Source organism: Mesorhizobium sp. LCM 4577, assembly GCF_001854795.2.
GTDB lineage: Bacteria > Pseudomonadota > Alphaproteobacteria > Rhizobiales > Rhizobiaceae > Mesorhizobium > Mesorhizobium plurifarium.
Genome location: NZ_MDDU01000001.1, coordinates 795,361 through 820,438, shown reverse-complemented (window position 1 = coordinate 820,438; position 25,078 = coordinate 795,361). Strand labels below are relative to the sequence as shown.

Genomic DNA, 25,078 nt, shown 5'->3' with positions numbered 1-25,078 from the left:
GCTGCCCACGCGTGAAACCCACTTTGCTTCGCCTCGCCCTTGCTCTTGTGCTGCTGTCCTGGCCGTGGGCCTCGGCGGGCGCGGAGGAGGTCAGCTTTCCGGACCTTGGCAGCGCCATCCCGGGCCAGAAAGACGTCACCTATCTCGATCTCGCCAGGATGGTCATCCCCGACTTGGCGTCGAATGCCGACGGCTTATACCACGGCACCTTGCCGATCGAGATGCGCCACATTGCGGGTCCGGATAGCGGGGGCTCGCCGCCCGAGACATCGAGCCTGCCCAACGCCGCCGTGCTCGCCATCAAGGCCGGCGGCAAGGACCGGCTGGCCGTGCTGTTCGATCTCGGCGACTCTCCCGACAGTGCCGAAGGCTATGCTGTGCTGGCGCTCTACGATCTGGCCGGCAAGCCGGCGCTGCTCGATGCCGTCAATGTCGCCGTCGATCGCAGCACCTATTTCCGCGAACCGAACAAACTGCCCGTCGGCCCCGGGGACGACGTGCTGATCACCATGAGCACGCATTTCAATTCGAGCCAGGGTTATGTGATCACGCCGCTGATCATGGTGCGCAACGACAAGTTCGAGCTGATCGACATGATCTACACGTTCGATGAAAGGCTATGCGCTTATAGTCGCAAGCAGGATATCGCATTCCACGTCGTTGGGGGTGGCCAGCCCCATGCGGCCATCAAGGTCACGGTTACCGACGCAACGGTGCCGAGCGGGGAAAGCTGCGACGACGCGCCACCCAAGGCGTCATCAAAAGACATATCCGTCACCTACCGTTGGAACAGACAAACGTCGCGCTACGTGGCGGGCTCGGACGCCTTCAAGCGTTTGTCAGCAGAGAACGAGAAACGCTTCTGAGCCAGACGCATTCGTTTGCCCGGTTCGAGCGACCGCGATAGATTTCCCTCACAACCCCGATCATGATTGAGGATCCGCCATGGACAAGGGCAAGATTTTTCGCGATCTGCATGCCTCCACCTTCGTCATGCCCAACCCCTGGGACATAGGCACGACCAAGCTTCTCGCTTCGTTCGGCTTCAAGGCGCTGGCGACGACCAGCGCCGGCTTCGCCTTCTCGCGCGGCCTGCCGGACGGCGCCGTGACCTTCGAGGCCATGATCCATCATTGCCGCGAGGTGACGGCGGCGACCGACCTGCCGGTTTCGGCCGATCTGGAGCGCGGCAAGGGTGACAGCGCCGAGCAGGCCGCCGAGACCATCTTCGCGGCCGAAGCCGCCGGTCTTGCCGGCTGCTCGATCGAGGACCACACCGGCGACCCCGCCAACCCGATCTACGATTTCTCGCACGCCGTGGAACGCGTCGCGGCCGCGGTCGAGGCGGCCCGGGCGCTCAAGCACGATTTCGTCTTCACCGCGCGGGCCGAGAATTTCCTGTGGGGCAAGACCGACCTCGACGACACCATCAAGCGGCTGCAGGCCTTCGAGAAGGCCGGCGCGGATGTGCTCTATGCGCCGGGCATCGGCGACGTCGAAATGGTGCGCACGATCTGCTCGTCGGTGAGCCGGCCGGTCAATGTGATGGCCCGACCCGGTTTCACCATCGCCGACCTTGCCATGGCCGGCGTCAAGCGCATCTCGCTCGGACCATGGCTGACCAACTTCGCCTACGGCATGCTGGAGACGGCAGCGCGCGAAATCCAGCAGGACGGCACTTTCGGCTTCACCCGCGCGGCGATGCCGTTCGGCAAGCTGCAGGCGCTCTTCCGCAGCGGCGACACCGATTAAACCGGCAGCCGCGCCGAAACCGCTTTGTGCAGATGCACCATCATGGCGGCCGCGAAAAGCGGCGTCAGAAGGTTGAGCAGCGGCACGGCCAGGAACAGGGCAATGACCAGTCCGGCCAGGAACACCGTGCCGGCATGTTTGCGGCGCAGCGCCTTGGCCTCGGCCTCGGGCCGGAAGCGCATGGCGGCGAACTCGAAGAACTCCCGGCCGAGCAGATAGCCGTTGACGATGAAGAAAGCGGCAATGTTGATGCCCGGCACCAGAAGCAAGAGCAGCGCGACGATGTTGCCGAGGACCACCACGCCGAAGAATTTGACCGCCAGCACAAGCGACTGCAGCGCCGGCATGGCGCGGCCGGGCAGGTCGTTGGGATAGTCGGTGCGCTCGACCACTTCGGCAATATCGTCGAGGAACAGGCCAGCGACGATCGCTGTCACCGGCGCGACGAGCAAGGCCAATCCCACAGCCAGAACGATGCCGGCAATGATGCCGCCCAGCCACCCGGCCCAGGACGGCAGACCAGGCAGCAGCGTTTGCAGCCATGGCCAGGCCAGCCATTCGAGCAGGCTCTCCAGACCGAGCCAAAGCGCCAGCAGAGCGAGCAGCGTCAGCCCCAGCGTCTTCAGGAAGACGGCGCGGAATTCAGGCGAGAACAGCCGGCTGGCGGCGGCGCGGGCAGCGTCTAGGATCACGGCAGGTCCAGGCCCTTATCGAGAAATGTCATCCCCGAGATAGGCGGGCTTCTTCCCGGAGGCAACCAAAGCGCGTCGCGTCGACGCGGTTCGGCTTTTGTCTCGATGCATGTCGGTTATCCCAACCGCGTCACGCTTTTGGGCGACATGCGTTATCGCGCAAGCTTGACCTGCCGTGCCGGAATGGTCATGGCCGCGACGCCGGCGACGACGAAGGCCATGCCGACCCATGCCGTGGCCCCGAGGCTTTCGCCGAGGAAGACGGCGCCGATGCCGACGCCGATCGGCACGCGCAGATAGGCCTGCGAAGTGGTGCCGACAGAGCCCAGCGTGTGGATCAGGCGGAAATAGATGACGAAGGCCAACGCCGTCGAGAAGACCGACAGGCCGAGCAGGGCCAGGATCGATGCGGCCGACGGCGCAAGCGTCCACGGCTGGTCCACGACCAAGCTCAGCGGAACAAGGATGACGGCGCCGCAAAGCATCGAACCCGCGGCGGGTATCATCGGATCGAGGCCCTTGAAGCCGCGGCCGAAGATCGCCGCCCCGGCATAAGAGACCGTCGCGATGACGATCGCAAGCTGCGCCCACAATTGATGGCCAAGCCCGCCGAGCGCCTGCGTGCCGATGATGAGGCAGATGCCGACGATGCCGGCGCCGACGCCGACCAGCTTGCGCATCGTTACGGGCTCATGGCGCGTGATCAATGCCGTCAGCAGGAAGGTGAAGATCGGCGATGTCGAGTTGAGGATGGTGGCGAGGCCGGCATCGACCGAGCGCTCGGCGGCGGCGATCAGCGTGAACGGCACGACGCTGTTGAGGCAGGCCTGGAAGGCGAACCGGCGCCACGTCGCCGGGTCGGCGGGCATGGCAAGGCCGCGCCAGCGGATGACGGTGAGGAGAATGGCCCCGGCGATCAGGGTCCGGGCGGCGATGAAGGTCACGGGCGGGATCGTCTCGACGCCGATCTTGATGAAAGTGTAGGAAGCGCCCCACAGCACCGCCAGGACGCCGAGCAGCGCAAGGTCGGTGGACATTTCGGTCTTTTCGGACATTTCTGCCTTCCGTTGCGGAAACGATCCGCTTGTAGCTCACCACGCCGCAAAGACGCTTCGATCGCGGCGGAACCTTAGTCGCCAGCGCCGCCGCTGATATGAGCCAGTTCGATGCGAACGCTGCCGCAGCCGGCGAACAATCGGCGCCGAGGCCGGCGTCACGGAAGACGATGGCGATTTTCGGGGTAGGCAAAGCAGCGCCAAGTCGCTAGACCCGCGCCCGGCCAGCATGCCAGATAGCCGGCCGGAAGCCTGATTGGCCCTTGGCGGAGATTTTGATGCCGGAATATGACGTGCTTTGCATCGGCAATGCCATTGTCGACATCATCGCGCAGTGCGACGAAGCCTTTCTCGAGACCAACGGCATCATCAAGGGAGCGATGAACCTCATCGACGCCAGGCGCGCCGAATTGCTCTACAGCCGCATGGGACCGGCGATCGAGGCTTCCGGCGGCAGCGCCGGCAACACGGCGGCCGGGGTCGCCAGTCTCGGCGGGCGCGCCGCCTTCTTCGGCAAGGTGTCGAACGACGCATTGGGCGGCATCTACACCCATGACATCCACGCCCAGGGCGTTGCCTTCGACACCAGGCCGCTCGCGGGCGAACCGCCGACCGCGCGCTCGATGATCTTCGTCACGCCCGACGGCGAGCGCTCGATGAACACCTATCTCGGCGCCTGCGTCGAGCTTGGCCCGGAAGACGTCGAGGCCGACAAGGCCGCCGGCGCCAAGGTGACCTATTTCGAGGGCTATCTGTGGGATCCGCCGCGCGCCAAGGAAGCGATCCGGCAGACCGCCAGGCTGGCGCATGCGGCGGGGCGCGAAGTGTCGATGACGCTGTCGGATTCCTTCTGCGTCGACCGCTACCGCGACGAGTTCCTCGAGCTGATGCGGTCGGGCACCGTCGACATCGTCTTTGCCAACAGCCACGAGATCAAGTCGCTCTACCAGACCGCCTCTTTCGAGGAGGCGCTCGCGGCCATCCGCAAGGATTGCAGGATAGCCGCCGTCACCCGTTCCGAAAAAGGCTCGGTGATCGTGCGCGGCGACGAAACCGTTACCATCGAGGCGACCAAGATCAAGGAACTGGTCGACACGACCGGCGCTGGCGACCTCTATGCCGCCGGCTTCCTCTACGGCTACACGACCGGGCGCAGCCTCAAGGATTGCGGCGACCTCGGCTCGCTGGCCGCCGGGCTGGTGATCCAGCAGATCGGCCCGCGCCCACGCCAGAACCTGCGCCGCGAGGCCGAGCAGGCCGGGCTGCTGTAGCGACGGCTTCGACGCCGCAGCTTGCTTGTCGCACGCCTGTCACAGAGCGCTCATACAGGCAGTGTGGGGCGTTCCGCGACTGACATTTCGGCACGCCAAACCAGGGGTGTAAAGATGCAAGCCAGCAAGCTGCCGGGCCGTGGGGCCCGATGCCGTCGCGTTTCCTGTTTTTCGCAATAGAATTTTCAGCAACCGCCGGCGCTTGGGGAGGAGCGCGGGCCGCAAGACAGATTCATGAGCAGATTCCAGAACCCGTCCGACGGGATTTCACAAGAGGCATTGGCAGGCCTTATGGCCGAAGCCGTGCAACAGGCGCTGATGCGGCATGGCGTTATGCTGGACGCCGAGGCGCTGGCTTCAGCAAGCAGGATCGCCGGCCATGTGGCTGCCGCCCTCCCCTTCCTGCCGCCAGCACAGCGCCTTGCCATGAGCTCCTTCAAGGGTGAGTGGACCGACCTTGCCTCCGACTTCTTTCGTGCGATGACGGACAAGGTCGCAAGCGACGGTTCGGCCATGTCCGACCGCGCCCTCGAGCGCTCACCGCCAAAATCGGAGACAGGAAGGCCTGCAGCCCGGCCGATTGCCGAGCGAGCCGTGGAGCTTCAATCGATGCTGATCGAGGATTGGGCCGGCGAGGTCGCCGGCTCGACCTATCTGGAAGAGAAGCTGCGCATCCCACGCTCCACGCTGCATCGCTGGCAAAGACGCGGCGAGGTCGTTGCCCTGCGCAAGGGCGGCCGCAAGCATGTCTTCCCCTTGGCCCAGTTCATCGACGGCAGGCCGGTTCCGGGGATCGGCGACGTGCTTTCGGCGATCGCCAATCCGAGGCTTGCCTGGTTCTGGCTGAGCCGACCCTCGCCCGAGCTCGACGGCCGCGTCCCCATCGAGATGCTGAGGGAAGACATGGTCGAGGACGTGATCGGCGCCGCACGCGCCCTGTCCTGACCGTTCTGCCGGAGCCGCATTTTCGCGTTATCCGATCGTAAATTTAGCCGGCAAACTCATTGTCATAAATCTGTAATAATTGGCACATTTTGCACATTCCGATGCCTTTTCGCGTGTTTCGATTGTATAGATTGTGCAAAATGTGCCATTTTTACAAATATATAACGTGATGTTTTGGCAACAAGACCTTTCTAAGAGTCAAAAATCCGCCTTTCAGACACAATCTCTGTTGTACGTGACGGCCGATTAAGCCATGTCCAAGGCGAAGAAGCGGCGCCGGTGCGCGACTTTTTCAACGATGGGGACGGGGGTGGCAAAAGCCGAACGGCATGTCAGGCCTGTCTTGAACCTTTGACTGGAGATTCAAGAAAATGAACATCAAGAGCCTTCTTCTCGGCTCCGCTGCGGCGCTGATCGCAGTTTCGGGCGCGCGCGCCGCCGACGCGGTGACCGTCGCCGAGCCGGAACCGGCCGAATACGTCAAGATCTGCGACGTTTATGGCGCCGGCTACTTCTACATCCCCGGCACCGAGACCTGCCTGCGCGTCGGCGGTTACATCCGCTATGACGCCGGCTTCGGCGATCCCGGCACCCTCGACGGCCGCAAGACGAAGGACGTCATGGACGGCGACCCGCAGAACAGCTGGAAAAAGAATGCTCGTTTCGCACTGAGGACCTGGACCGGCCAGGAGACCGAGCTCGGCACGTTGAAGACCTATACCGAGACCCGCTTCAACTTCAAGGATGGCGCGTCGGCGGTGAACCTGGAATTCGGCTGGGTCCAGCTCGGCGGCCTGCGCGTCGGTGTGGATGAGACACCTTACGACCAGTTCATCGGCTATGCCGGCAACGTCGTGCAGGACACGATCATCCCGTACGGCATCAAGGTCACCAACGTCGTCAGCTACTATTTCGACGCCGGCAGCGGCTTCTCGGGCGTGGTCTCGCTCGAAGAGGGTGCCGACGTCACCACCAGCAGCGGCGCCGTCCTCATCGCCGGCACGATCGACAGCTACGTTCCGCATGTCGTCGGCGGCCTCAAGTACAAGGGCGACTGGGGCGCTATCACCGGCGTCGTGGCCTATGACAGCAACTACGAGGAAGTAGCCGGCAAGGTCCGCCTGGACGTCAACGTCACCAAGGACCTGTCGCTGTTCATCATGGGCGGCTACGGCACCGACGACAACTTCGTCGACCACGCCAAGGGTCGCGGCTTCTACAAGCCCTGGGGCGGCAACTGGGCCGTCTGGGGCGGCGGCACCTACAAATTCGACCCCAAGACCGCCTTCAACCTCCAGGTCTCGGCTGACGACGCCAAGAACCTCGCCGTCGCGGCAAACGTAGCCTACACGCCCGTTCCCGGCTTCACGGTCACGACCGAAGTTGACTACTACCATGACGGCAAGTTCGGCCAGGCCGACGATTTCAACTTCACCAAAGCCGACAAGAAGAACAGTTGGGGCGGCATCGTCCGCTTCCAGCGCACCTTCTGATCGAGCGTAAATATCTCAAAAGGAAAGGCCCGCGGCATTGCCGCGGGCCTTTTTCTTTGGCTCAAGCAAAAGAAACGGTCGAACTGCTGTCCGTCAATTCCCCGCCGTGTAGGCCGCGATCGCCGCCATGTTGACGATGTCGGAGTCCTTGGCGTTCAAGGACACGATCTGGACCGGTTTGTTGAGGCCGACCAGCAGCGGGCCGATGACGGTCGAGCCGCCGAGTTCCTGCAGCATCTTGGTCGAGATCGAGGCTGAGTGGAATGCCGGCATCACCAGCACATTGGCCGGGCCGGTCAGGCGGATGAACGGGTACTGCGCCATGGCGCGCGGGTTCAGCGCCACGTCGGCCGCCATCTCGCCGTCATACTCGAAATCAACGCGGCGCTTGTCGAGGATGCGCACCGCTTCCTGCACACGCTCGGACCGTTCGCCCTGCGGATGGCCGAAGGTGGAATAGGCAAGCATGGCGAGCCTCGGCTCATAACCCATGCGGCGGGCGAACCCGGCTGCCTCCTCGGCGATGTCGGCGATCTGTTCCGCATTCGGCATGTCGTGCACGGCGGTGTCGGCGACCAGCACCGTCCTGCCGCGCGCGAGCACGATCGACACGCCGATGACGCGGTGGCCGGGCTTGGCGTCGATGACACGGCGCACATCGTCGAGCGCGGTGGAATAGTTGCGGGTGACGCCAGTGACGATCCCGTCGGCGTCGCCCAGGGCCACCATGCAGGCGGCGAAATGGTTGCGGTCGTTGTTGATCAGGCGCTGACAGTCGCGGAACAGGAAGCCCTTCCGCTGCATGCGCTCGTAGAGATAGTCGGTGTAGATGCCGTTGCGGCGCGACAGCCTGGCATTGATGATCTCGAGGCCCGGCTTGTTCAGGTCGATGCCGGCATTCCTGGCATTGTCCTTGATGACATCGTCGCGGCCGAGCAGGATCGCGGTGCCGAGCTTCTGGTTCACATAGGAGACGGCGGCGCGCATCACCTGCTCCTCCTCGCCCTCGGCGAAGACGATGCGCTTGGGCTGGCGGCGCACGCGGTCGTAGATGCGCTGCAGGGTCGAGGCGATCGGATCGCGGCGCGCCGACAGTTCCTGCGCGTAGCGGTCGAGATCGAGGATCGGCTTGCGGGCGACGCCGGATTCCATCGCCGCCTTCGCCACCGCCAGCGGAATCGCCGAGATAAGGCGCGGATCGAACGGCACCGGGATGATGTAGTTGGGGCCAAATTTCGGCCGGTTGCCCTGGTAGGCGGCGGCGACGTCGTCCGGCACGTCCTGGCGCGCCAGCTCTGCCAGCGCCCTGGCGGCCGCGATCTTCATCTCGTCATTGATGGTGGTGGCGCGCACATCCAGCGCGCCGCGGAAGATGTAGGGGAAGCCCAGCACATTGTTGACCTGGTTGGGATAGTCCGAGCGGCCGGTCGCCATGATGGCATCGGTGCGGATCTCGGCCACTTCCTCCGGCGTGATCTCCGGGTCGGGATTGGCCATAGCGAAGATGATCGGATTCTTCGCCATGGACTGCACCATGGCGGGAGTGAGCATGCCTTTGGCGGAAAGGCCGAGGAAGACGTCGGCGCCATCCAGTGCTTCGGCGAGACTGYGCAAATCGGTCTTGACCGCATGTGCCGACTTCCACTGGTTCATGCCTTCGGTGCGGCCCTGGAAGACCACGCCCTTGGTGTCACACAGGATGACGTTTTCGGGCGGAAAGCCCATCGCCTTCATCAACTCGATGCAAGCGATGCCGGCGGCGCCCGCGCCGTTGCAAACCATCTTCGTGGTCTTCATGTCGCGGCCGGTGATCTCCAGCGCGTTGATCAGCCCGGCGGCCGAGATGATGGCGGTGCCGTGCTGATCGTCGTGGAAGACGGGAATGTCCATCAGCTCGCGCAGCCGCTGCTCGATGATGAAGCATTCCGGCGCCTTGATGTCCTCGAGATTGATGCCGCCGAAGGAAGGCCCGAGGAAGCGCACGCAATTGATGAACTCGTCGGCGTCCTCGGTCGCCACTTCGAGGTCGATGGAATCGACATCGGCGAAGCGCTTGAACAGCACCGCCTTGCCCTCCATCACCGGCTTGGACGCCAGCGCACCGAGATTGCCGAGGCCGAGGATGGCGGTGCCGTTGGAGATGACGGCGACCATGTTGCCGCGCGCCGTATAGTCGAAGGCGCGGCTCGGATCCTCGGCGATGGCGCGCACCGGAACGGCGACGCCGGGCGAATAGGCGAGGCTCAGATCGCGTTGCGTCGCCATCGGCTTGGTGGCGACGATCTCCAGCTTGCCGGGCCGTCCCATGGCGTGGAACTCCAACGCCTCCTCGGGGCTGACGGAGGGGCCGCTGCTTTCGGTTTTCCTAGCCATGATGCTTTTGATTTCCTCACCTTCGCGCACCCTTGAGGCAGGCGCGTGTTTATGCGTCTTCGGATTAAGGCTACACGGCAGCGCTGTAAACGGCCAAGCGATCAAGCCCGGTCCGGCTCGCCGACGAGCGCGGCAATTTCCCGCACGGTGGCCCAGCGCATCAAGCCCTCCGTGCCGGAGAACGGCCATGTCTCCAACGGGGGAGCGCTGCTGCCCTTGCGGCGCAGAAGCGCCGAGAGGAAAGCCGTGAGTTCCAGGCGCTGCGCGCGAACCTTTTCCAGCGTCCTGCCGCGAATCTCCTCGCGCGGAATGGCGCGATCGCGAAGCCGCTCGACGGCGCGACGAATGGCCGTAGGCTCAGGCTCGACGATCAGGCAATAGTCTGGATCGAAATAGACGTCGCGCCCGCCGAGGCTGGGCGTGCTGACGATCGGCAGCCCGGCCATCAGATACTCCATGCTGGAATACATCGCCCCTTCGACGGCGGACAGGCACAGCCCCACCGCGGCCTGGTTGTAGACATGGTTGACCTCGGCGGAGGTCAATCTGCCGGGCAGGCCGTCGACAAGCGGATTGGCGATCCGGTGACGTGGCGATTGCGCCTGGAGGCGGCGAATGAAGGCGCGCGCGGCCGGCGGCGTCAATTCGCCGATCGAATAGGTGACGTGGACCAGCCGGTCGATCTCGAAAGCGAGATAATGGCGTTTCATCGGCGAGATGCGGCCGTTGTAGACGGCATCGAACTCGACCGGCACGTCCGGCAAGGGCCGAAAGACGTCTTCGGATATCATCAGATTGTGATTGGAGAACATGGCATTGCCGCCGACCGCGGCGATGAGACGACGCTCTTCCTCGTTGTTGCAGAGGAAGACGACCTCATGAAGAGGAAAACGCTTGGCGTACCAGGCAAGGTCGCGGCCCATCTGGGCGACGACGGCCGGCCTCTCCATCGTCCACATCGGCATCAGCAGGAAGGTGACACGACGCGCGCCGAGACGCCGGCCCATAGCGGCCAATGGATACAGCGGACGAGGTCCGCCGACCGGGATATACAGCACCAGCGGATCGCGGCTGAATATATGCGCCGACATCTCGATGCCGCCGTCGAGATCCGACAAAGGGCCGCGCGCCGGCAGGATATAAGGAAAACGCTTGCGCGCCGAAACCCTCAGTTTGTTCGCGGTTCGATGGGCGCGCCGCGTCGCCAGCAGCCAGAGCCGCTCGGCGGTCGAGCCGACCGGGCCGACCATTTCGTCGAAAGTCTCCTGCTTGTCGCGATCCACCAAAGACCCCGCCGCCTTGCCCCAAGGGAACCATAGAGTGCCCGGCCGGCCCGGCGCAACCGGGTTTCCATCGCGGCGGCCGCCACCAGTCTTCCCCTGCTTTTCGCGCCGCCGGCATTAAACCGGGCTGCTACTTCTGCTAGCGTCCGGGGATGAACATGCACATGCTGACAGACACCGACATCCAGGAAACGACGACGCCTGCGCCCGCCGCGGGCGGCGTCACGCCGATGATGGAGCAATTCATCGAGATCAAGGCGGCAAACCCGGATTCGCTGCTGTTCTATCGCATGGGCGATTTCTACGAGCTGTTCTTCGACGATGCGGAGAAGGCAAGCCAGGCGCTGGGCATCGTTCTGACCAAGCGCGGCAAGCACCAGGGTCACGACATACCGATGTGCGGCGTGCCGGTGCATGCCGCGGACGATTATCTGCAAAAGCTGATAGCGCAAGGCTTTCGCGTCGCCGTGTGCGAGCAGATCGAGGATCCGGCCGAAGCCAAGAAACGCGGCTCCAAATCGGTGGTGCGGCGCGACGTGGTGCGGCTGGTCACGCCGGGCACCATCACCGAGGACAAGCTGCTTGCGCCCTCGGAATCTAGCTTCCTGATGGCGCTCGGCCGCGTCAAGGCCGGCGCCGCGGCCAGCCAGGCCGGCTTTGCGCTGGCCTGGATCGACATTTCGACCGGCGCCTTCCGCGTTGCCGAGACGAGCGCCGAGCGGCTGCTTGCCGACATCTTCCGCGTCGATCCGCGCGAGCTGATCGTCGCCGAACCGGTTTTCCACGATCCGGACTTGCGACCGGTCTTCGACGTTCTCGGCCGGGTCGCCAATCCCCAGCCGCCGTCGCTGTTCGATTCGGCTTCGGCCACGGGACGGATCGCGCGCTTCTTCGAGGTCGCGACGCCGGACAGTTTCGGCACCTTCTCGCGCGCCGAACTGTCGGCGATCTCGGGCGCCATCGCCTATGTCGAGAAGACGCAGAAGGCCGAACGGCCGCCGCTGTCGCGCCCCGAGCGCGAGGAGCAGGGCTCGACACTGTTCATCGACCCGGCGACGCGCGCCAATCTGGAATTGCTGCGCACGCTGTCCGGCAGCCGCGACGGCTCGCTGTTCAAGGCAATCGACCGCACCGTGACCGGAGGCGGCGCGCGCTTGCTCGCCGACCGGCTGATGGCACCGCTGACCGATCCAGAGGCGATTGCAGCCCGACTGGATTCGGTGTCGTTCTTCCGCACCGAGACAAGGCTTTGCCAGGGCCTGCGGACGAGCCTCAAAAGCGTCGCCGACATGCCGCGGGCGCTGTCCAGGCTGGCGCTCAACCGCGGCGGTCCGCGCGATCTGGGCGCGCTGCGCGCCGGATTCGAAGCGGCCGGCGCGATCGCCGAACTGTTCGCGGCGGCCGCCCTGCCCGCCGAGCTCGCCGCGGCACTGGCCGCGATCAAGGCCTTGCCGGAGGCGCTCGCCCGCCACCTCAGCGAGGCGCTCGACGACGAGCTGCCGCTGATCAAGCGTGACGGTGGCTTCGTGCGGTCTGGCTACAATGCCGAGCTCGACGAGATGCGGGCGCTGCGCGATGAATCGCGAAAAGTGATCGCAGGGCTGGAGCGTTCGCTGATCGAGGAAACCGGCATTCGCTCACTGAAGATCCGGCACAACAATGTGCTCGGCTACTACATCGAGGTTACCGCCAACCACCATTCGCTCATGACCGGAAGCGACGCCGCCAAAGCGCGCTTCATCCATCGTCAGACCATGGCCAACGCCATGCGCTTCACCACGACGGAACTGGCGGAGCTGGAATCGAAGATCGCCAACGCCGCCGACCGGGCGCTGAGCATCGAGCTCGCCGCCTTCGACCGGCTGACGGCGGAAGTGGTGGGCGAGGCCGAACGGATCCGTGCTGGCGCCGACGCACTAGCGGCGCTGGATGTTTCGTCGGCGCTGGCTTTGCTTTCCGAGAGCGAGGGCTGGTGCCGGCCGCTGGTGGATTCGAGCCTCGCCTTCGAGATTGCCGGCGGGCGTCATCCGGTGGTCGAACAGGCGCTCAGGCGTTCCGGCGAAGGGCCGTTCGTCGCCAATGATTGCGACCTGTCGCCCGAAGGCGGCACCAAGGCCGGCGCGATCTGGCTGCTCACCGGCCCTAATATGGGCGGTAAATCGACGTTCCTCAGACAGAATGCGCTGATCGCGATCCTTGCCCAGACCGGCTCCTACGTGCCGGCTGAGAGCGCCCATATCGGCGTCGTCGACCGGCTGTTCTCGCGCGTCGGCGCCTCGGATGATCTGGCGCGCGGCCGCTCGACCTTCATGGTCGAGATGGTCGAGACGGCGGCGATCCTTAATCAGGCAGGCGAGCGGGCGCTGGTCATCCTCGACGAGATCGGCCGCGGCACCGCAACCTTCGACGGCCTGTCGATCGCCTGGGCGGCCGTCGAATATCTGCATGAGAAGAATCGCTGCCGGGCGATCTTCGCCACGCATTTCCACGAGATGACGGCGCTGGCCGGCAAATTGCCGCGGCTTCACAACGTCACCATGCGGGTCAAGGAATGGGAAGGCGACGTCGTCTTCCTGCACGAGGTCGGCAAGGGTGCGGCCGACCGCTCCTACGGCGTGCAGGTGGCGCGACTGGCCGGCCTGCCCGAGGCGGTYGTCGCCCGCGCCAAGGAGGTTCTGCATCAGCTGGAAGAGGGCGAGGTTTCGGGCAAGACCAATCGGCTGGTCGACGATTTGCCGCTGTTTTCGGTGGCGATGAAACGCGAAGCGCCGAAGCCGGTCAAGAGCGACGCGCTGGGCGACGCGCTCGGCGCGATCAATCCCGACGAGATGACACCGCGCGAGGCGCTGGAGGCACTCTACCGGCTGAAGGGACTGTCGAGCCGGTGATCAGAACAATCGGAACATCGGCGTCACCAGCCCTGCCGACTGAAGCCAGCCGAGCAATTCGACCGCCAGTATCGCTGCAAGGAAGTAAGAGCCGTCGATGGCGGTCCGCCTCAACGCCGTCGAATCGAACGTGACGGGAGACGGGCCCGAAACATCGTTATCATCGCGCCGCAGACGGGGAAAGAAGGCGGGCACGCTTCGACGATAGCGCCAATAGGCCTCGCCAAAGATCGCATCCAGCGCCATCGCTTCGCGCATCGCGACATAGGAAAAGACCAGGCTGGTGAAGACAAAAAGAGCCGCCGAAAGGATCAGCGACCCGAATGTCAACCCGACGCCGGCCAGTCCAAGGGCCGAGAAGAAATAGAGCGGGTTGCGCGTATAGGCGTAGGGGCCGGTTGTGACGAGTTCACGGTTCTTGCGCCCGCCAACGTAGAGCGACGCCCAGCAGCGGCCGCCGATACAGATGAGGATCAGCACGGTACCCGCAAATTCCAGCATTTCTCGAAAGGCGCTGCCTTGCGGCCACCCACTCTGCGCAAGCAGGGCCGGCGCCAGGACGACGGGCGCAGCCAGCCAAAGGAAGCGCATCCTTCTGCCCTGTTGAAAAACCGTCGGGGGGAGCGGCATCTTCTGCATTTGCGTCACCGCCTCAGTCGTTGCGCACCGCGGCTCCCTTGTCGGTCCAGGCCGGCGGCAGGCCAATCCGATCGCCGACGAAGCCGACGAGACCGGGCGACTTTCCGAAGGCCTTGCAGGCCGGGTATTTCGGCCCGCCGCCGGCCATGGCGCGCAGCTCCGCCCTGGTCGGAAGCGACGGCAGCTTGCCGAAAGGCGTCGTGCCGGTGACAAGGAGCTTGCTGAAATCATGGCCGAATTTCGCCGCAAGGTCGTAGGCATCGCCCTCCCGGGCTACCCGGCCGGAATCCAGCAGGGCGTTGGCGCCACGTCCCCAGATCATGGCAGCTGCCTGCTTGCCGTTTTCACCAATCGCTTCGGCTTCAAGCGACAGGCTGCCCAATCCGATCGGCAGGCGCGGGACCGGAATGCGGACTTCGGGGAGCGCGACGGAAACCGCCGTTGACGCGACCTTCGAAACGCCCACCGCCAGCGCATTCGTCGGCGCCACATGTGTTACCATCGCGTGGACGGTCAGGTCGGCCGGCTCGGTCAGGGCGACCACTTGAAAGCGCCGGCTCAGGCCGGAGCAAAGGGTCCTGTCGACGGCGTTCGTGATCAGACCGCGCTGCGCCGGTGTCAATGTCGATGTTCCGGCGGCAGGTTGCGAAAAGCCCGTCGGAATGATCCGGACGGTTTTTGCCGCAAGCACGTCGTCCTTGGCCACCCGCATCAGTGAGCGGGTCAACAAACCGTCCGACGGTTTCAACTCGTCATAGGATTGCAGCGAGCCTACCTGATCAAGCGGYGCGGACGCGCAGCCGACCGCAAGCATGCTCAAGACCAGCACAAACGGCCATACTATGCGGTGGTCCGCGCGGCACGCGCTCGGATCGAACAGGCCACCACGACCGGTGTGAGCCTCGCGACGGGAACGCAAGCAAGCTGCCATGGATGCCTCTGTCTGGGTGCGCCCGTGGGTCGTGTCGGGGAGCATCAATATTTGCACTCAGTGCAAATATTGATGGCGCCATTATGGCGAGGCGTGATGACGGGACTTGAATGTGCGCCAAATTTCTTGTCGCATTTGAGGAAAGGTCGTGTCAGGAGCGCCTCATGAACGATGCGCCAAAACCAGAAGGCTTGCGCGAGCGGAAGCGGCGAGAAACCTCCCACCGCATCGCAGCAGCCGGCCTGAACGCTTTCCTGGCCAAGGGCTATGACGCGACCACGCTCGACGAGATCGCCGCAGCCGCCGGCATCTCGCGCCGGACGTTCTTCCACTATTTCAAGAGCAAGGACGAGGTTCTGCTGGCGTCTCTGAGCAACTACGCGAGCATGGTCAAAGCCATGATCCTTGCCGAGCCGCCGAGCGGATCGGCGATCGACATCGCCCGCGGCGCATTGCTCAATCTTGCCGGCAGTTTCCATGCATCGGAAATGATGGCGACCGCCAAACTCATGCGGGAGAGCAAGACGCTGCGCTCGCGCACGCATGCGGGCTACCTGCAGCTCGAGCAAGCCATCTTCGACGGCTTATCCGAGTTGCGGCCGGACGAGGCACGCAACAGTCTGCGGCTGGTCTCCCTGGTGGCGGTCGTGGCGTTGCGCCTAGCCGTGGAAACATGGCAGCAGCAGCAGGCCAGGCATCCGCTGGCAGGATATGTCCAGGACGCCTTTGAACGACTGAAAGCCGAGATTCAATAAGTCCAGTCGTCTGAGGCATCGCAAAGAACAAAAGCTGTGTTGACTAATTGTACCGATCGGTACAATGTCGGCTATCGACAATCGGAACCGACAGGAGATTTCCATGAGCCGTCCGCCATTGCCGCCCTTCACGGCCGAAACGGCGGCGCAAAAAGCGCGCCTTGCGGAGGACGCCTGGAACAGCCGCGACCMGGAACGGGTTTCGCTCGCCTATACCGAGGACAGCGTCTGGCGGAACCGGGCCGAGTTCATCTCAGGCCGCGGCGAGATCGTCGGCTTCCTCAAGCGCAAATGGGCGCGCGAGTTGGATTACCGCCTCATCAAGGAGGTCTGGACCTGGAACGAGAACCGCATCGCAGTGCGCTTCGCCTATGAATGGCGCGATGACAGCGGGCATTGGTTCCGTTCCTACGGCAACGAGAACTGGGAGTTCGACGAGGCAGGCCTGATGCGCCGCCGCGTGGCAAGCATCAACGACCTGCCGATCACCGAGCGCGAGCGGAAATATCATTGGCCCCTCGGCCGCCGACCGGATGACCATCCCGGCCTCTCGGAGCTCGGACTGTAAGACCCGCGAATGCGCAGAATCGCTCCAGATCGCGACCAGTTGCTGGGGATCATTGCGGAAGTCTTCCGCGAGCATGGCTATGAGGGCGCCAGCCTGGCCTTGATCGGCGAGGCGACGGGGCTTGGCAAGGGAAGCCTCTACCACTTCTTTCCCGGCGGCAAGGAGGAGATGGCGGGAGCCGTCATTGCCCATATCGACGGCTGGTTCGAGGAAAATGTCTTCGCGCCCCTGCGCGACAGCGCCGACCCTTTGGCCGGGATCGAACAGATGCTTGCGGGGACGGACAGCTATTTCCGCTCGGGGCGCCGGGTTTGCCTGATCGGCGCCTTCGCGCTGGATGAATCGCGCGATCTCTTCGCCGGCCAGATAAGAGACTATTTCGGCCGCTGGGTGACGCATCTTGCCGATGCGCTTGCCCGATCCGGGCACCGGCCGGGCGAGGCCAGCGAGCTGGCCGAGGAAGCCGTCGCCGCCATCCAGGGCGCGCTCACGCTTGCCCGCGCCGCCAACGACCTTGATGTGTTTTCACGGGCATTGCGGCGACTGCGCATGCGGCTGCTGGCCAAAACGTAGAGCCGGCCGCTACAGGGGCTGGAAGCGGAAAGCTGCTTCGGTTCGGAAAACCCGGCCGACGCCCGGCGAATCGAGATGCGCTCCGGCAACGCACCAGGCGTTGTCGGCGGCAAGCCCCAAGATGCGCAGCCGGGTTGCCCGCGCCTGCTCCTGGTCGGCGTCGAATTCCCATGCGACCTCCGGCCGTTCGAACTGGAGCGATGGCACATGCACGAGGTCGCCCCAGACCAGCAATGTCTCACTGCGGCTCGTGACACGAAAGCCGGTGTGACCGATTTCGTGGCCGGTAGCGGCAACCGCCTCGATACTCGCGCTCAGGTGCTGCCCGGGGTCCGAAGGTTCTGCTCGATCATGGAAGCGGCTCAACCGCGCTACCGACCGGAACATGTCGAGTTCAGGCCGAGGCACAAGCAAGCGGGAGAGTTGCGGGAAGCCGTCGCGGCCATCCGGAAGGACGAGCCCGTGGATATGGTCGAGATGGGTGTGGGTGAAGGCGACCGTGCGTATCCGATCGACGACGATCCGCGCTTCGCTTAGTGCCTGCGGCAGAAAGCCCATCGTCGGGTGCCAGGCGTTCGAGGACCCCGTATCGATCAGCGTGATGTCTTCGCCGTCGTCGATGGCAAAGGCGTTGACCGACAATCTGAGCGCGCCTTCGAAGAGCGGTACCTGCGACGGGAGATCGCCGTCGAAGGGCTTGTCTCCCGGCTGGCGCAGCCGCCGGACCGGCATGTCGACATAGCCGTCACGCAGCGAGGTGACGGTCAAGTCGCCGATCTTATAGGCCGTGTGATGCGGCCCGGCTGAAATTCGTTCCAATGCCTGCTCCCGGTTCAGTCGCAAAATCCGGATCGAGGTTTTCGGCTAGAGCGTTTCACCGTTTCACGGAAACGGCGAGCCGCCCTATCCCTTTGTTTTTACGCAATTCCGGACGGAAAACCGCTCACACTTTTCCTGGAATTGCTCTAGATCATCTCCAGCCCGCGCTTGCGCGTCGGCGGCGGGAAGGCGCGGTCGAGATCGGCGAGATCCTGCGCCGTCAGCTTGATGTCGAGTGCGGCGGCGTTTTGGCGCACATGCTCCTGGCGACTGGCCTTCGGGATAGCGATGACGCCTTGCTGCGCCATCACCCAGGCAAGCGCGATCTGCGCGGCGGTCGCCTTGTGCCGGGCGGCAATTGCATCGAGCCTGGCGTTGCGCGCCAGCGCGCCCTGCTCCACCGGCGAATAGGCCATCAGCGGTATGCCGCGCTCCGCGCACCACGGGGCCAGATCGAATTCGGGGCCGCGCCGGGAAAGGTTGTAGAGCACCTGATTGGTCTGGACATTGCCGCCGGACGGCAGACGGACGAGATCCTCCATCTCATCCGTGTCAAAATTGCTGACGCCCCAGTGGCGGACCTTGCCTTCGGCCTTCAGGGCCTCGAAGGCTTCAACGGTTTCGGACAGTGGCACGCTGCCCGGCCAATGCAGCAGATAGAGATCGATGCGGTCGGTGGCGAGCCGTTTCAGGCTGCTCTCGCAGGCGCGCTTCACGCCGGCGCGCGAAGCGTTGGAGGGCAGCACCTTGGAGACCAGGAAGGTCTCGTCGCGCCGCCCGGCTATGGCTTCCGCCACAACTTCCTCGGCGCCCCCGCTGGCATACATTTCGGCGGTGTCGATCAACGTGATGCCGAGATCGAGCCCGAGCTTCAGCGCCGCGACCTCATCGGCGCGGCGGCGCCGGTCCTCGCCCATCTTCCAGGTGCCCTGGCCCAGCACCGGAACGGCTTCGCCGGACGGCAGCTTGAGGGTTCTGATCGACGCGGGCATGGCTTTCTCCGTAGGATGCCGGATGGCAGCACAGCCTTGGCCGGAAATCCAGACCGAAGGCTCGTGGCTGCCTGGATTTCTGAGGCTGCCCGCCCGCAGTGGCTATTTCGCCGGATGCTTGGCAAGCCAGTCCTGCATTTCCTTAATTTCGGCCTCCTGGGCCGTGACCACGCCTTCGGCGAGCTTGCGGATTTCCGGGTCCTTGCCGTTGGCGATCACCACCTTGGCCATGTCGATGGCGCCCTGGTGATGCGGGATCATGCCGCGGACGAAGTCGACATCGGCATTGCCGGTGTATTTGATCGCCATGTCCTTGTGCATCTTCTTCATCGCCGCCTCATACCCCGTCGTGGCCGGGCTCTGGGCGCCCATCCCCATCTTGGACATGTCGTGCTTCATCTCCTCGGACGAGGCCGGCACGCTTTCGAGGAAGACGGCAAGCAGCATTCCCGCCGCCATCAAAAGCAGCACGATTTTCTTGGCCAGGGTCATTAAGGTCTCCTTTGTTGGATTTCGTATCTGGGGGCTTTGCTCAGAGTTTCAATGTTCTCAGCCGCAAGGCATTGGCGATGACCGACACCGAGGACAGGCTCATCGCCGCTGCGGCGATCATCGGCGACAGCAATGTGCCGGTGAGCGGATAGAGCACACCGGCGGCGACCGGCACGCCGAGCACGTTGTAAAGGAAGGCGAAGAACAGGTTCTGGCGGATGTTGCGGATCGTCGCCTGAGCAAGCGTGCGCGCCCTGACGATGCCGTTCAAATCGCCCTTGACCAGCGTGATGCCGGCGCTTTCGACGGCGACGTCGGCGCCGGTGCCCATGGCGATGCCGACATCGGCGGCGGCCAGCGCCGGCGCGTCGTTGACTCCGTCGCCGGCCATGGCGACGACAGCGCCTTTGCCGCGCAGCTCTTCCACCAGAGCGCTCTTGCCGTCCGGCAGCAGGCCGGCGCGGATATCGTCGATGCCGAGCCTGCCGGCGATGGCTTTTGCCGTGCGCTCATTGTCGCCGGTGGCCATGATGATCTTCAGGCCCGTGTCATGCAGCGCCCTGATCGCCTCGGCCGTCGTTGCCTTTACGGGATCGGCGACAGCGACGATGCCGGCGAAGCCGCCGTCGACGGCCACGAACATGGCCGTCTTGCCGTCGGCCTGCAGCGCCTCGGCACCGGCCGCCGACGTTCCGACGCCCAGATCCGCCATCATCGCCGCGTTTCCGAGCGCGACCTTCCGGCCCGACACCATGCCCGAAACGCCCTTGCCGGTGACGGCTTCGAAATCGGCGGCGTCGGCCAGCTTCAGACCGCGCGCGGCGGCGCCTTCGACAATCGCCTCGGCCAGCGGATGCTCCGAGCCCTTTTCGAGCGTGGCGGCAAGGCCCAGAAGATCGTTGTCCTCCATGCCCTCTGCCGCAACGACATCGGTAAGCCGCGGCTTGCCCTCGGTCAGCGTGCCGGTCTTATCGACGATCAGCGTGTCGACGGCGGCGAAGCGTTCGAGCGCCGCCGCTTCCTTGATCAGCACGCCGGCATGCGCGCCACGCCCGGTCGCCGTCATGATCGACATTGGCGTGGCGAGACCAAGCGCGCAGGGGCAGGCGATGATCAGCACCGACACCGCCGAGACGATGGCGAAGATCAGGCTCGGCGACGGACCGAGAAGCGCCCAGGCGAAGAAAGCGATGATGGCGACCAGCACGACGGCCGGAACGAAATAGAAGGACACGCGGTCGGCCAGCCCCTGGATCGGCGCGCGCGAACGCTGCGCCTTGGCGACCAGCTCGACGATGCGCGACAGCGTGGTTTCGACGCCGACCTTCTCGGCGCGCATGACCAGCGAGCCGTTCTTGTTCAGCGTGCCGCCGGTAAGATTGTCGCCCTCGGTCTTCTCGACCGGCAGCGGTTCGCCCGTGATCATCGATTCATCGATCGCCGAGCGGCCCTCCAGCACGATGCCGTCGACCGGCACGGCGTCGCCGGGGCGGATGCGGAGCTTGTCCCCGGTCTTGACATGATCGAGCGGCACGTCGTTCTCGGAGCCATCGGCGCCGATCAGACGCGCCGTCTTCGGCGCAAGGTCAAGGAGCGCGCGAATGGCCGAGCCGGTGCGCTCGCGGGCCCTCAGTTCCAACACCTGGCCGAGGAAGACCAACGCGACGATGACGGCGGCGGCCTCGAAATAGACCGGAACCGCGCCGTCATGACCGCGGAACTGATGCGGGAAGATGTCCGGGAACAGGGCGGCGACCACGCTGTAAAGATAGGCGGCGCCGACACCCAGCGAGATCAGCGTCCACATATTGGGGCTACGGTTGAGGATCGATTCCCAGCCGCGGTGGAAGAACGGAAACGCCGCCCACAGCACCACCGGGCTTGCCAGCGCCAGCTCCGCCCAAGTCTTGGTGCGACCGTCGATGAGGTTTTCGAAGCTGAAGCCCAGCATCGGCGCCATGGCGACGATCAGGAGCGGTACGGAAAGCACCGCGCTGACCCAGAAGCGGCGCGTGAAATCGACAAGTTCCGGGTTAGGGCCTTCGTCGCCTGTCGGCACGCCCATCGGCTCCAGCGCCATGCCGCAGATCGGGCAGGAACCGGGCTTGTCGCGGATGATCTCGGGATGCATCGGGCAGGTGTATTGCGTGCCCTTCGGCATCGGCTGCGGCTCGGGCCGGCCGGCAAGATATTTTGCCGGCTCCGCCTCGAACTTGGCCTTGCAACCGGCGGAGCAGAAATAGAAACCCTGCCCTTCGTGGCGAACGAAGTGCTTCGCGCTCGCGCGATCGACATTCATGCCGCAGACCGGATCGGTGGCCGTCAGGTAGCTGTCCGGCTCGGCCTGGAATTTCGCGCGGCAGCGCTCGCTGCAGAAATGAAACGTCCGGCCGCCATGCTCGGCCGTCGGCTTGCCGGCCGCCGGATCGACCGTCATGCCGCAGACAGGATCGCGAATCACCGCTTCGGCGGCGGGCGCGGTGCTCTTTGCGGAGCAGCAGGCGCCGCCATGCGCATGATGGTGGTGATGGTCGGAATGGGTCATCGGCAGTACCTCGAAATTCTCGAATTGAGGCGGAGGTAGTCCTTCCAGTTACTGGAAGGTCAAGGGCCGGTTTCGACTTTTGCGAAAATCGGCCGGGCGATTGCGGTTTACGCTTCCGCGCGGCGGCAAATCGCGGCCGCCGCCCCCATACACAGCGCCGCGAAAACAGGCTATAGACGCCGCCGAATGGCAAAGATCTCCCTGAAACTCGACGAAATCATCGATGGCGACGCGCTGCGCCGCGACCTGACCGCGCTGACGGCGGCGACCGCCGGCGACGGTTCTGGACCGGCGGTTCGCACGGCCGTCCTGCAGCTGCTCAAAGGCAGGCTGGCGGAGGGGCGCAAGATCGCCGAGGCCATGCTCATGCAGGATGGCGGCGGCAATGCCTGCGCCGAGCGGCTCTCGCATCTGATGGATGAGCTGATCCGGGCGCTCTATGATTTCGCCGCCACCCACGTCTACCGCGTCAAGAACCGGTCGGTGGCCGAGCGCATGGCGGTCGTGGCCGTCGGCGGCTATGGCCGCGGCACGCTGGCGCCGGGCTCCGACATCGACCTGCTTTTCCTCTTGCCCTACAAGCAGACGCCGTGGGGCGAGCAGATCGTCGAATACATGCTCTACATGCTGTGGGATATKGGGCTAAAGGTCGGCCACGCCACCCGCAACATCGAGGAGTGCCTGAGGCTCTCGCGCAGCGACATCACCATCCGCACATCGATCCTGGAGGCGCGTTTCCTGTGGGGCGAACGCAAGCTCTATGACGAGCTGCTCACCCGCTTCGACCACGAAGTGGTGCGCACGACCGGGCCGGAATATGTGCAGGCCAAGCTCGCCGAGCGCGACGAGCGCCACGCCAAGGCCGGCGAAAGCCGCTACCTGGTCGAGCCCAACGTCAAGGACGGCAAAGGCGGCCTGCGCGACCTGCAGACGCTGTTCTGGATCGGCAAATATTTCTATCGCGTGCGCACCGGCGAGGAGCTCGTCGAGAAGGGCGTCTTCACCGAGGCCGAATACCGCGAGTTCCAGAAGGCCGAGGACTTTTTGTGGGCGGTGCGCTGCCACATGCATTTCCTCACCGGCAAGGCGGAGGAACGGCTGCATTTCGACATCCAGCGCGAGATCGCCGAACGGCTAGGCTATACGACGCATCCCGGCCTGTCGGCGGTCGAGCGCTTCATGAAGCACTATTTCCTCGTCGCCAAGGATGTCGGCGACCTCACCCGCATCTTCTGCGCTGCGCTCGAGGAAGAGCAGGCCAAGCATGTGCCGGRCTTCAACCGCATCTTCCTCACCTTCCAGCGGCGCAAGCGCAAGCTTGCCGGCACAAGCGATTTCATCGTCGACAATCACCGCATCAACATCGCCGACGACGGCGTCTTCGAGCGCGATCCGGTCAATCTGCTGAGGTTGTTCTGGTTCGCCGACAAGCATGGGCTGGAGTTTCATCCGGATGCGCTCAAGCTGCTCACCCGCTCGCTTGGCCTCGTCAACAAGTCGCTGCGGCGCGACGAGGAGGCCAACCGGCTGTTCCTCGACATATTGACCTCGGACCGCAACGCCGAGCTCAACCTGCGGCGCATGAACGAGGCGGGGCTGCTCGGCAGGCTGATCCCCGATTTCGGGAAGATCGTCGCCATGATGCAGTTCTCGATGTACCACCACTACACGGTGGACGAGCATCTGATCCGCTGCATCGGCGTGCTGGCCGAGATCGAGCGCGGCGACGGCGCCAAAGTGCATCCGCTGTCGCATTCGCTGATGCCGGGGCTGAGGAAGAGCCGCGAGGCGCTTTATGTCGCCGTGCTTCTGCACGACATCGCCAAAGGCCGTCCGGAGGATCATTCGGAAGCCGGCGCCCGCATTGCCCGACGCATCTGCCCGCATATGGGGTTGTCTGCAGCCGACACCGAGACCGTCGCCTGGCTGGTCGAGAATCACCTCGTGATGTCGATGATGGCGCAGACGCGCGACCTCAACGACCGCAAGACCATCGAGGATTTCGCCTCGATCGTGCAGTCGGTCGAGCGGCTGAAGCTGCTTTTGATCCTGACTGTCTGCGACATCCGGGGCGTCGGGCCTGGTGTGTGGAACGGCTGGAAGGGGCAATTGCTGCGCACGCTTTATTTCGAGACCGAACTGCTGCTCACCGGCGGCTTCTCCGAAGTCTCGCGCGCCGAGCGCACGGCGGCAGCGCGCGAGCAGCTGGCCGGGGCGCTGTCCGCCTGGCCGGCCAAGGAACGCAAGCGCTACGTCGCCCTGCACTACGAGAACTATCTGCTCACCGTCGACCTCCCCGACCAGCTTCGCCATGCCGAGTTCATCCGCGAGGCGGACGCGGCCGGCAAGAAACTCGCCACCATGGTCAAGACGCATGAGTTCGAGGCGGTGACCGAGATCACCGTGCTGGCGCCGGACCATCCGCGCCTGCTGTCTATCATCGCCGGAGCCTGTGCCGCGGCCGGCGGCAACATCGTCGACGCGCAGATCTTCACCACCTCGGACGGGCGCGCGCTCGACTCCATCCTGATCTCGAGGGAATTCGACCTTGACGAGGACGAGCGCCGCCGTGCCGAGCGCGTCGGCCGGCTGATCGAGGACGTGCTGTCCGGCAAGAGCTGGCTGCCCGAGATGATCGAGAAGCGCACCAAGCCGAAACGCGGCGCCAAGGCTTTCAGGATTCCGCCGCGCGCCGAGATCCGCAACACGCTGTCCAACCGCTTCTCGGTGATCGAGGTCGAGGGTCTCGACCGGCCGGGGCTGCTCTCCGAGATCACCGGAACGCTTTCCGACCTTTCGCTCGACATCGCCTCGGCGCATATCACCACCTTTGGCGAGAAGGTCATCGACACGTTCTACGTCACCGACCTGACCGGACAGAAGATCGACAGCCCGACGCGCACCGCCGCCATCCACAAGCGGCTGATCGATACGCTGGAAGGCAATTCGTCGGAACGCAACGGCAAGGCCAAGGCGGCGGCCGAGTGACCATCCAATTGACGCAATTTTTCT

Annotated in this window: 20 protein-coding genes; 10 read left to right on the top strand and 10 right to left on the bottom strand. The window is 64.5% G+C overall.

Annotation, left to right across the window (positions count from 1 at the left end):
- Nucleotides 1–11 precede the first annotated feature (11 nt).
- Together LCM4577_RS03890 and LCM4577_RS03885 are read left to right on the top strand one after the other, a co-directional pair.
- A complete protein-coding gene (locus LCM4577_RS03890; RefSeq protein ID WP_071069683.1) occupies nt 12–866 on the top strand; it encodes a hypothetical protein in 855 nt (284 codons plus the stop codon).
- A 79-nt stretch (nt 867–945) separates the two neighbouring features.
- The gene (locus LCM4577_RS03885; RefSeq protein ID WP_071069681.1) at nt 946–1,752 is read left to right on the top strand and encodes an isocitrate lyase/phosphoenolpyruvate mutase family protein; all 807 of its coding nucleotides are present in this window, start codon (nt 946–948) and stop codon (nt 1,750–1,752) included.
- Here LCM4577_RS03885 and LCM4577_RS03880 read toward each other — a convergent pair.
- Together LCM4577_RS03880 and LCM4577_RS03875 are read right to left on the bottom strand one after the other, a co-directional pair.
- Complete coding sequence (locus LCM4577_RS03880) at nt 1,749–2,444, bottom strand: sulfate transporter family protein (protein ID WP_041001300.1); 696 nt, start codon at nt 2,442–2,444, stop codon at nt 1,749–1,751. The genes LCM4577_RS03885 and LCM4577_RS03880 overlap by 4 nt on opposite strands.
- A gap of 152 nt (nt 2,445–2,596) precedes the next feature.
- A complete protein-coding gene (locus LCM4577_RS03875; RefSeq protein WP_040988614.1) occupies nt 2,597–3,499 on the bottom strand; it encodes a DMT family transporter in 903 nt (300 codons plus the stop codon).
- Nucleotides 3,500–3,777: 278 nt separating this feature from the next.
- Here LCM4577_RS03875 and LCM4577_RS03870 point away from each other — a divergent pair, with 278 nt between their 5' ends.
- The 3 genes from LCM4577_RS03870 to LCM4577_RS03860 all read left to right on the top strand — a co-directional run bounded on the left by LCM4577_RS03870 (nt 3,778) and on the right by LCM4577_RS03860 (nt 7,208).
- Complete coding sequence (locus tag LCM4577_RS03870) at nt 3,778–4,770, top strand: adenosine kinase (protein WP_040988616.1); 993 nt, start codon at nt 3,778–3,780, stop codon at nt 4,768–4,770.
- Between the two features lie 234 nt (nt 4,771–5,004).
- Nucleotides 5,005–5,715 (top strand): antitoxin Xre/MbcA/ParS toxin-binding domain-containing protein, encoded by a 711-nt coding sequence (locus tag LCM4577_RS03865; protein ID WP_040988619.1) that lies wholly within the window; start codon nt 5,005–5,007, stop codon nt 5,713–5,715.
- A 371-nt stretch (nt 5,716–6,086) separates the two neighbouring features.
- A complete protein-coding gene (locus LCM4577_RS03860; protein WP_041001293.1) occupies nt 6,087–7,208 on the top strand; it encodes a porin in 1,122 nt (373 codons plus the stop codon).
- 93 nt (nt 7,209–7,301) lie between these two features.
- Here the strand turns inward: LCM4577_RS03860 and LCM4577_RS03855 are convergent, their stop codons facing one another.
- Nucleotides 7,302–9,581, bottom strand: coding sequence for an NADP-dependent malic enzyme (locus LCM4577_RS03855; protein ID WP_071069896.1), 2,280 nt, complete (start codon nt 9,579–9,581; stop codon nt 7,302–7,304).
- A gap of 101 nt (nt 9,582–9,682) precedes the next feature.
- Nucleotides 9,683–10,864: a glycosyltransferase gene (locus LCM4577_RS03850; RefSeq protein ID WP_071069898.1), complete on the bottom strand. Its 1,182-nt coding sequence runs from the start codon at nt 10,862–10,864 to the stop codon at nt 9,683–9,685.
- Between the two features lie 152 nt (nt 10,865–11,016).
- Here LCM4577_RS03850 and mutS point away from each other — a divergent pair, with 152 nt between their 5' ends.
- Nucleotides 11,017–13,752, top strand: coding sequence for a DNA mismatch repair protein MutS (gene mutS, locus LCM4577_RS03845; RefSeq protein ID WP_071069679.1), 2,736 nt, complete (start codon nt 11,017–11,019; stop codon nt 13,750–13,752).
- On the opposite strand, the gene LCM4577_RS03840 is transcribed toward mutS, so the two are convergent.
- Nucleotides 13,753–14,391, bottom strand: coding sequence for an isoprenylcysteine carboxylmethyltransferase family protein (locus LCM4577_RS03840; RefSeq protein WP_071036394.1), 639 nt, complete (start codon nt 14,389–14,391; stop codon nt 13,753–13,755).
- Nucleotides 14,392–14,404: 13 nt separating this feature from the next.
- Entirely contained in the window at nt 14,405–15,205 is an 801-nt protein-coding gene (locus LCM4577_RS03835; protein WP_244508206.1) for a DUF3313 domain-containing protein, read from the bottom strand.
- A gap of 281 nt (nt 15,206–15,486) precedes the next feature.
- Between LCM4577_RS03835 and LCM4577_RS03830 the strand changes: the two genes are divergently transcribed.
- The 3 genes from LCM4577_RS03830 (at nt 15,487) to LCM4577_RS03820 (ending at nt 17,218) form a co-directional block, all read left to right on the top strand.
- Complete coding sequence (locus tag LCM4577_RS03830) at nt 15,487–16,077, top strand: TetR/AcrR family transcriptional regulator (RefSeq protein WP_071069677.1); 591 nt, start codon at nt 15,487–15,489, stop codon at nt 16,075–16,077.
- 103 nt (nt 16,078–16,180) lie between these two features.
- Nucleotides 16,181–16,645 (top strand): nuclear transport factor 2 family protein, encoded by a 465-nt coding sequence (locus LCM4577_RS03825; protein WP_071069675.1) that lies wholly within the window; start codon nt 16,181–16,183, stop codon nt 16,643–16,645.
- Nucleotides 16,646–16,654: 9 nt separating this feature from the next.
- On the top strand, nt 16,655–17,218 hold the full coding sequence (locus LCM4577_RS03820; protein ID WP_071036397.1) for a TetR/AcrR family transcriptional regulator: 564 nt from the start codon (nt 16,655–16,657) through the stop codon (nt 17,216–17,218).
- Nucleotides 17,219–17,227: 9 nt separating this feature from the next.
- Here the strand turns inward: LCM4577_RS03820 and LCM4577_RS03815 are convergent, their stop codons facing one another.
- The 4 genes from LCM4577_RS03815 to LCM4577_RS03800 all read right to left on the bottom strand — a co-directional run bounded on the left by LCM4577_RS03815 (nt 17,228) and on the right by LCM4577_RS03800 (nt 22,066).
- A complete protein-coding gene (locus tag LCM4577_RS03815) occupies nt 17,228–17,986 on the bottom strand; it encodes an MBL fold metallo-hydrolase (RefSeq protein ID WP_244508205.1) in 759 nt (252 codons plus the stop codon).
- 197 nt (nt 17,987–18,183) lie between these two features.
- A complete protein-coding gene (locus LCM4577_RS03810) occupies nt 18,184–19,029 on the bottom strand; it encodes an aldo/keto reductase (RefSeq protein WP_041008144.1) in 846 nt (281 codons plus the stop codon).
- A 102-nt stretch (nt 19,030–19,131) separates the two neighbouring features.
- Nucleotides 19,132–19,521, bottom strand: coding sequence for a DUF305 domain-containing protein (locus tag LCM4577_RS03805; RefSeq protein WP_040988642.1), 390 nt, complete (start codon nt 19,519–19,521; stop codon nt 19,132–19,134).
- Between the two features lie 40 nt (nt 19,522–19,561).
- On the bottom strand, nt 19,562–22,066 hold the full coding sequence (locus LCM4577_RS03800) for a heavy metal translocating P-type ATPase (protein WP_041008142.1): 2,505 nt from the start codon (nt 22,064–22,066) through the stop codon (nt 19,562–19,564).
- A 186-nt stretch (nt 22,067–22,252) separates the two neighbouring features.
- On the opposite strand from LCM4577_RS03800, the gene LCM4577_RS03795 reads away from it, so the two are divergent.
- On the top strand, nt 22,253–25,054 hold the full coding sequence (locus LCM4577_RS03795) for a [protein-PII] uridylyltransferase (protein WP_071069672.1): 2,802 nt from the start codon (nt 22,253–22,255) through the stop codon (nt 25,052–25,054).
- Nucleotides 25,055–25,078: the final 24 nt, after the last annotated feature.

Bases quoted from the DNA above. Each gene is read 5' to 3' on its own strand.
- LCM4577_RS03885 (WP_071069681.1), top strand. From the start codon at position 946: ATGGACAAGGGCAAGATTTTTCGCGATCTGCATGCCTCCACCTTCGTC.
- LCM4577_RS03875 (WP_040988614.1), bottom strand. From the start codon at position 3,499: ATGTCCGAAAAGACCGAAATGTCCACCGACCTTGCGCTGCTCGGCGTC.
- LCM4577_RS03870 (WP_040988616.1), top strand. From the start codon at position 3,778: ATGCCGGAATATGACGTGCTTTGCATCGGCAATGCCATTGTCGACATC.
- LCM4577_RS03865 (WP_040988619.1), top strand. From the start codon at position 5,005: ATGAGCAGATTCCAGAACCCGTCCGACGGGATTTCACAAGAGGCATTG.
- LCM4577_RS03860 (WP_041001293.1), top strand. From the start codon at position 6,087: ATGAACATCAAGAGCCTTCTTCTCGGCTCCGCTGCGGCGCTGATCGCA.
- LCM4577_RS03840 (WP_071036394.1), bottom strand. From the start codon at position 14,391: ATGCAGAAGATGCCGCTCCCCCCGACGGTTTTTCAACAGGGCAGAAGG.
- LCM4577_RS03830 (WP_071069677.1), top strand. From the start codon at position 15,487: ATGAACGATGCGCCAAAACCAGAAGGCTTGCGCGAGCGGAAGCGGCGA.
- LCM4577_RS03820 (WP_071036397.1), top strand. From the start codon at position 16,655: ATGCGCAGAATCGCTCCAGATCGCGACCAGTTGCTGGGGATCATTGCG.
- LCM4577_RS03810 (WP_041008144.1), bottom strand. From the start codon at position 19,029: ATGCCCGCGTCGATCAGAACCCTCAAGCTGCCGTCCGGCGAAGCCGTT.
- LCM4577_RS03805 (WP_040988642.1), bottom strand. From the start codon at position 19,521: ATGACCCTGGCCAAGAAAATCGTGCTGCTTTTGATGGCGGCGGGAATG.
- LCM4577_RS03800 (WP_041008142.1), bottom strand. From the start codon at position 22,066: ATGACCCATTCCGACCATCACCACCATCATGCGCATGGCGGCGCCTGC.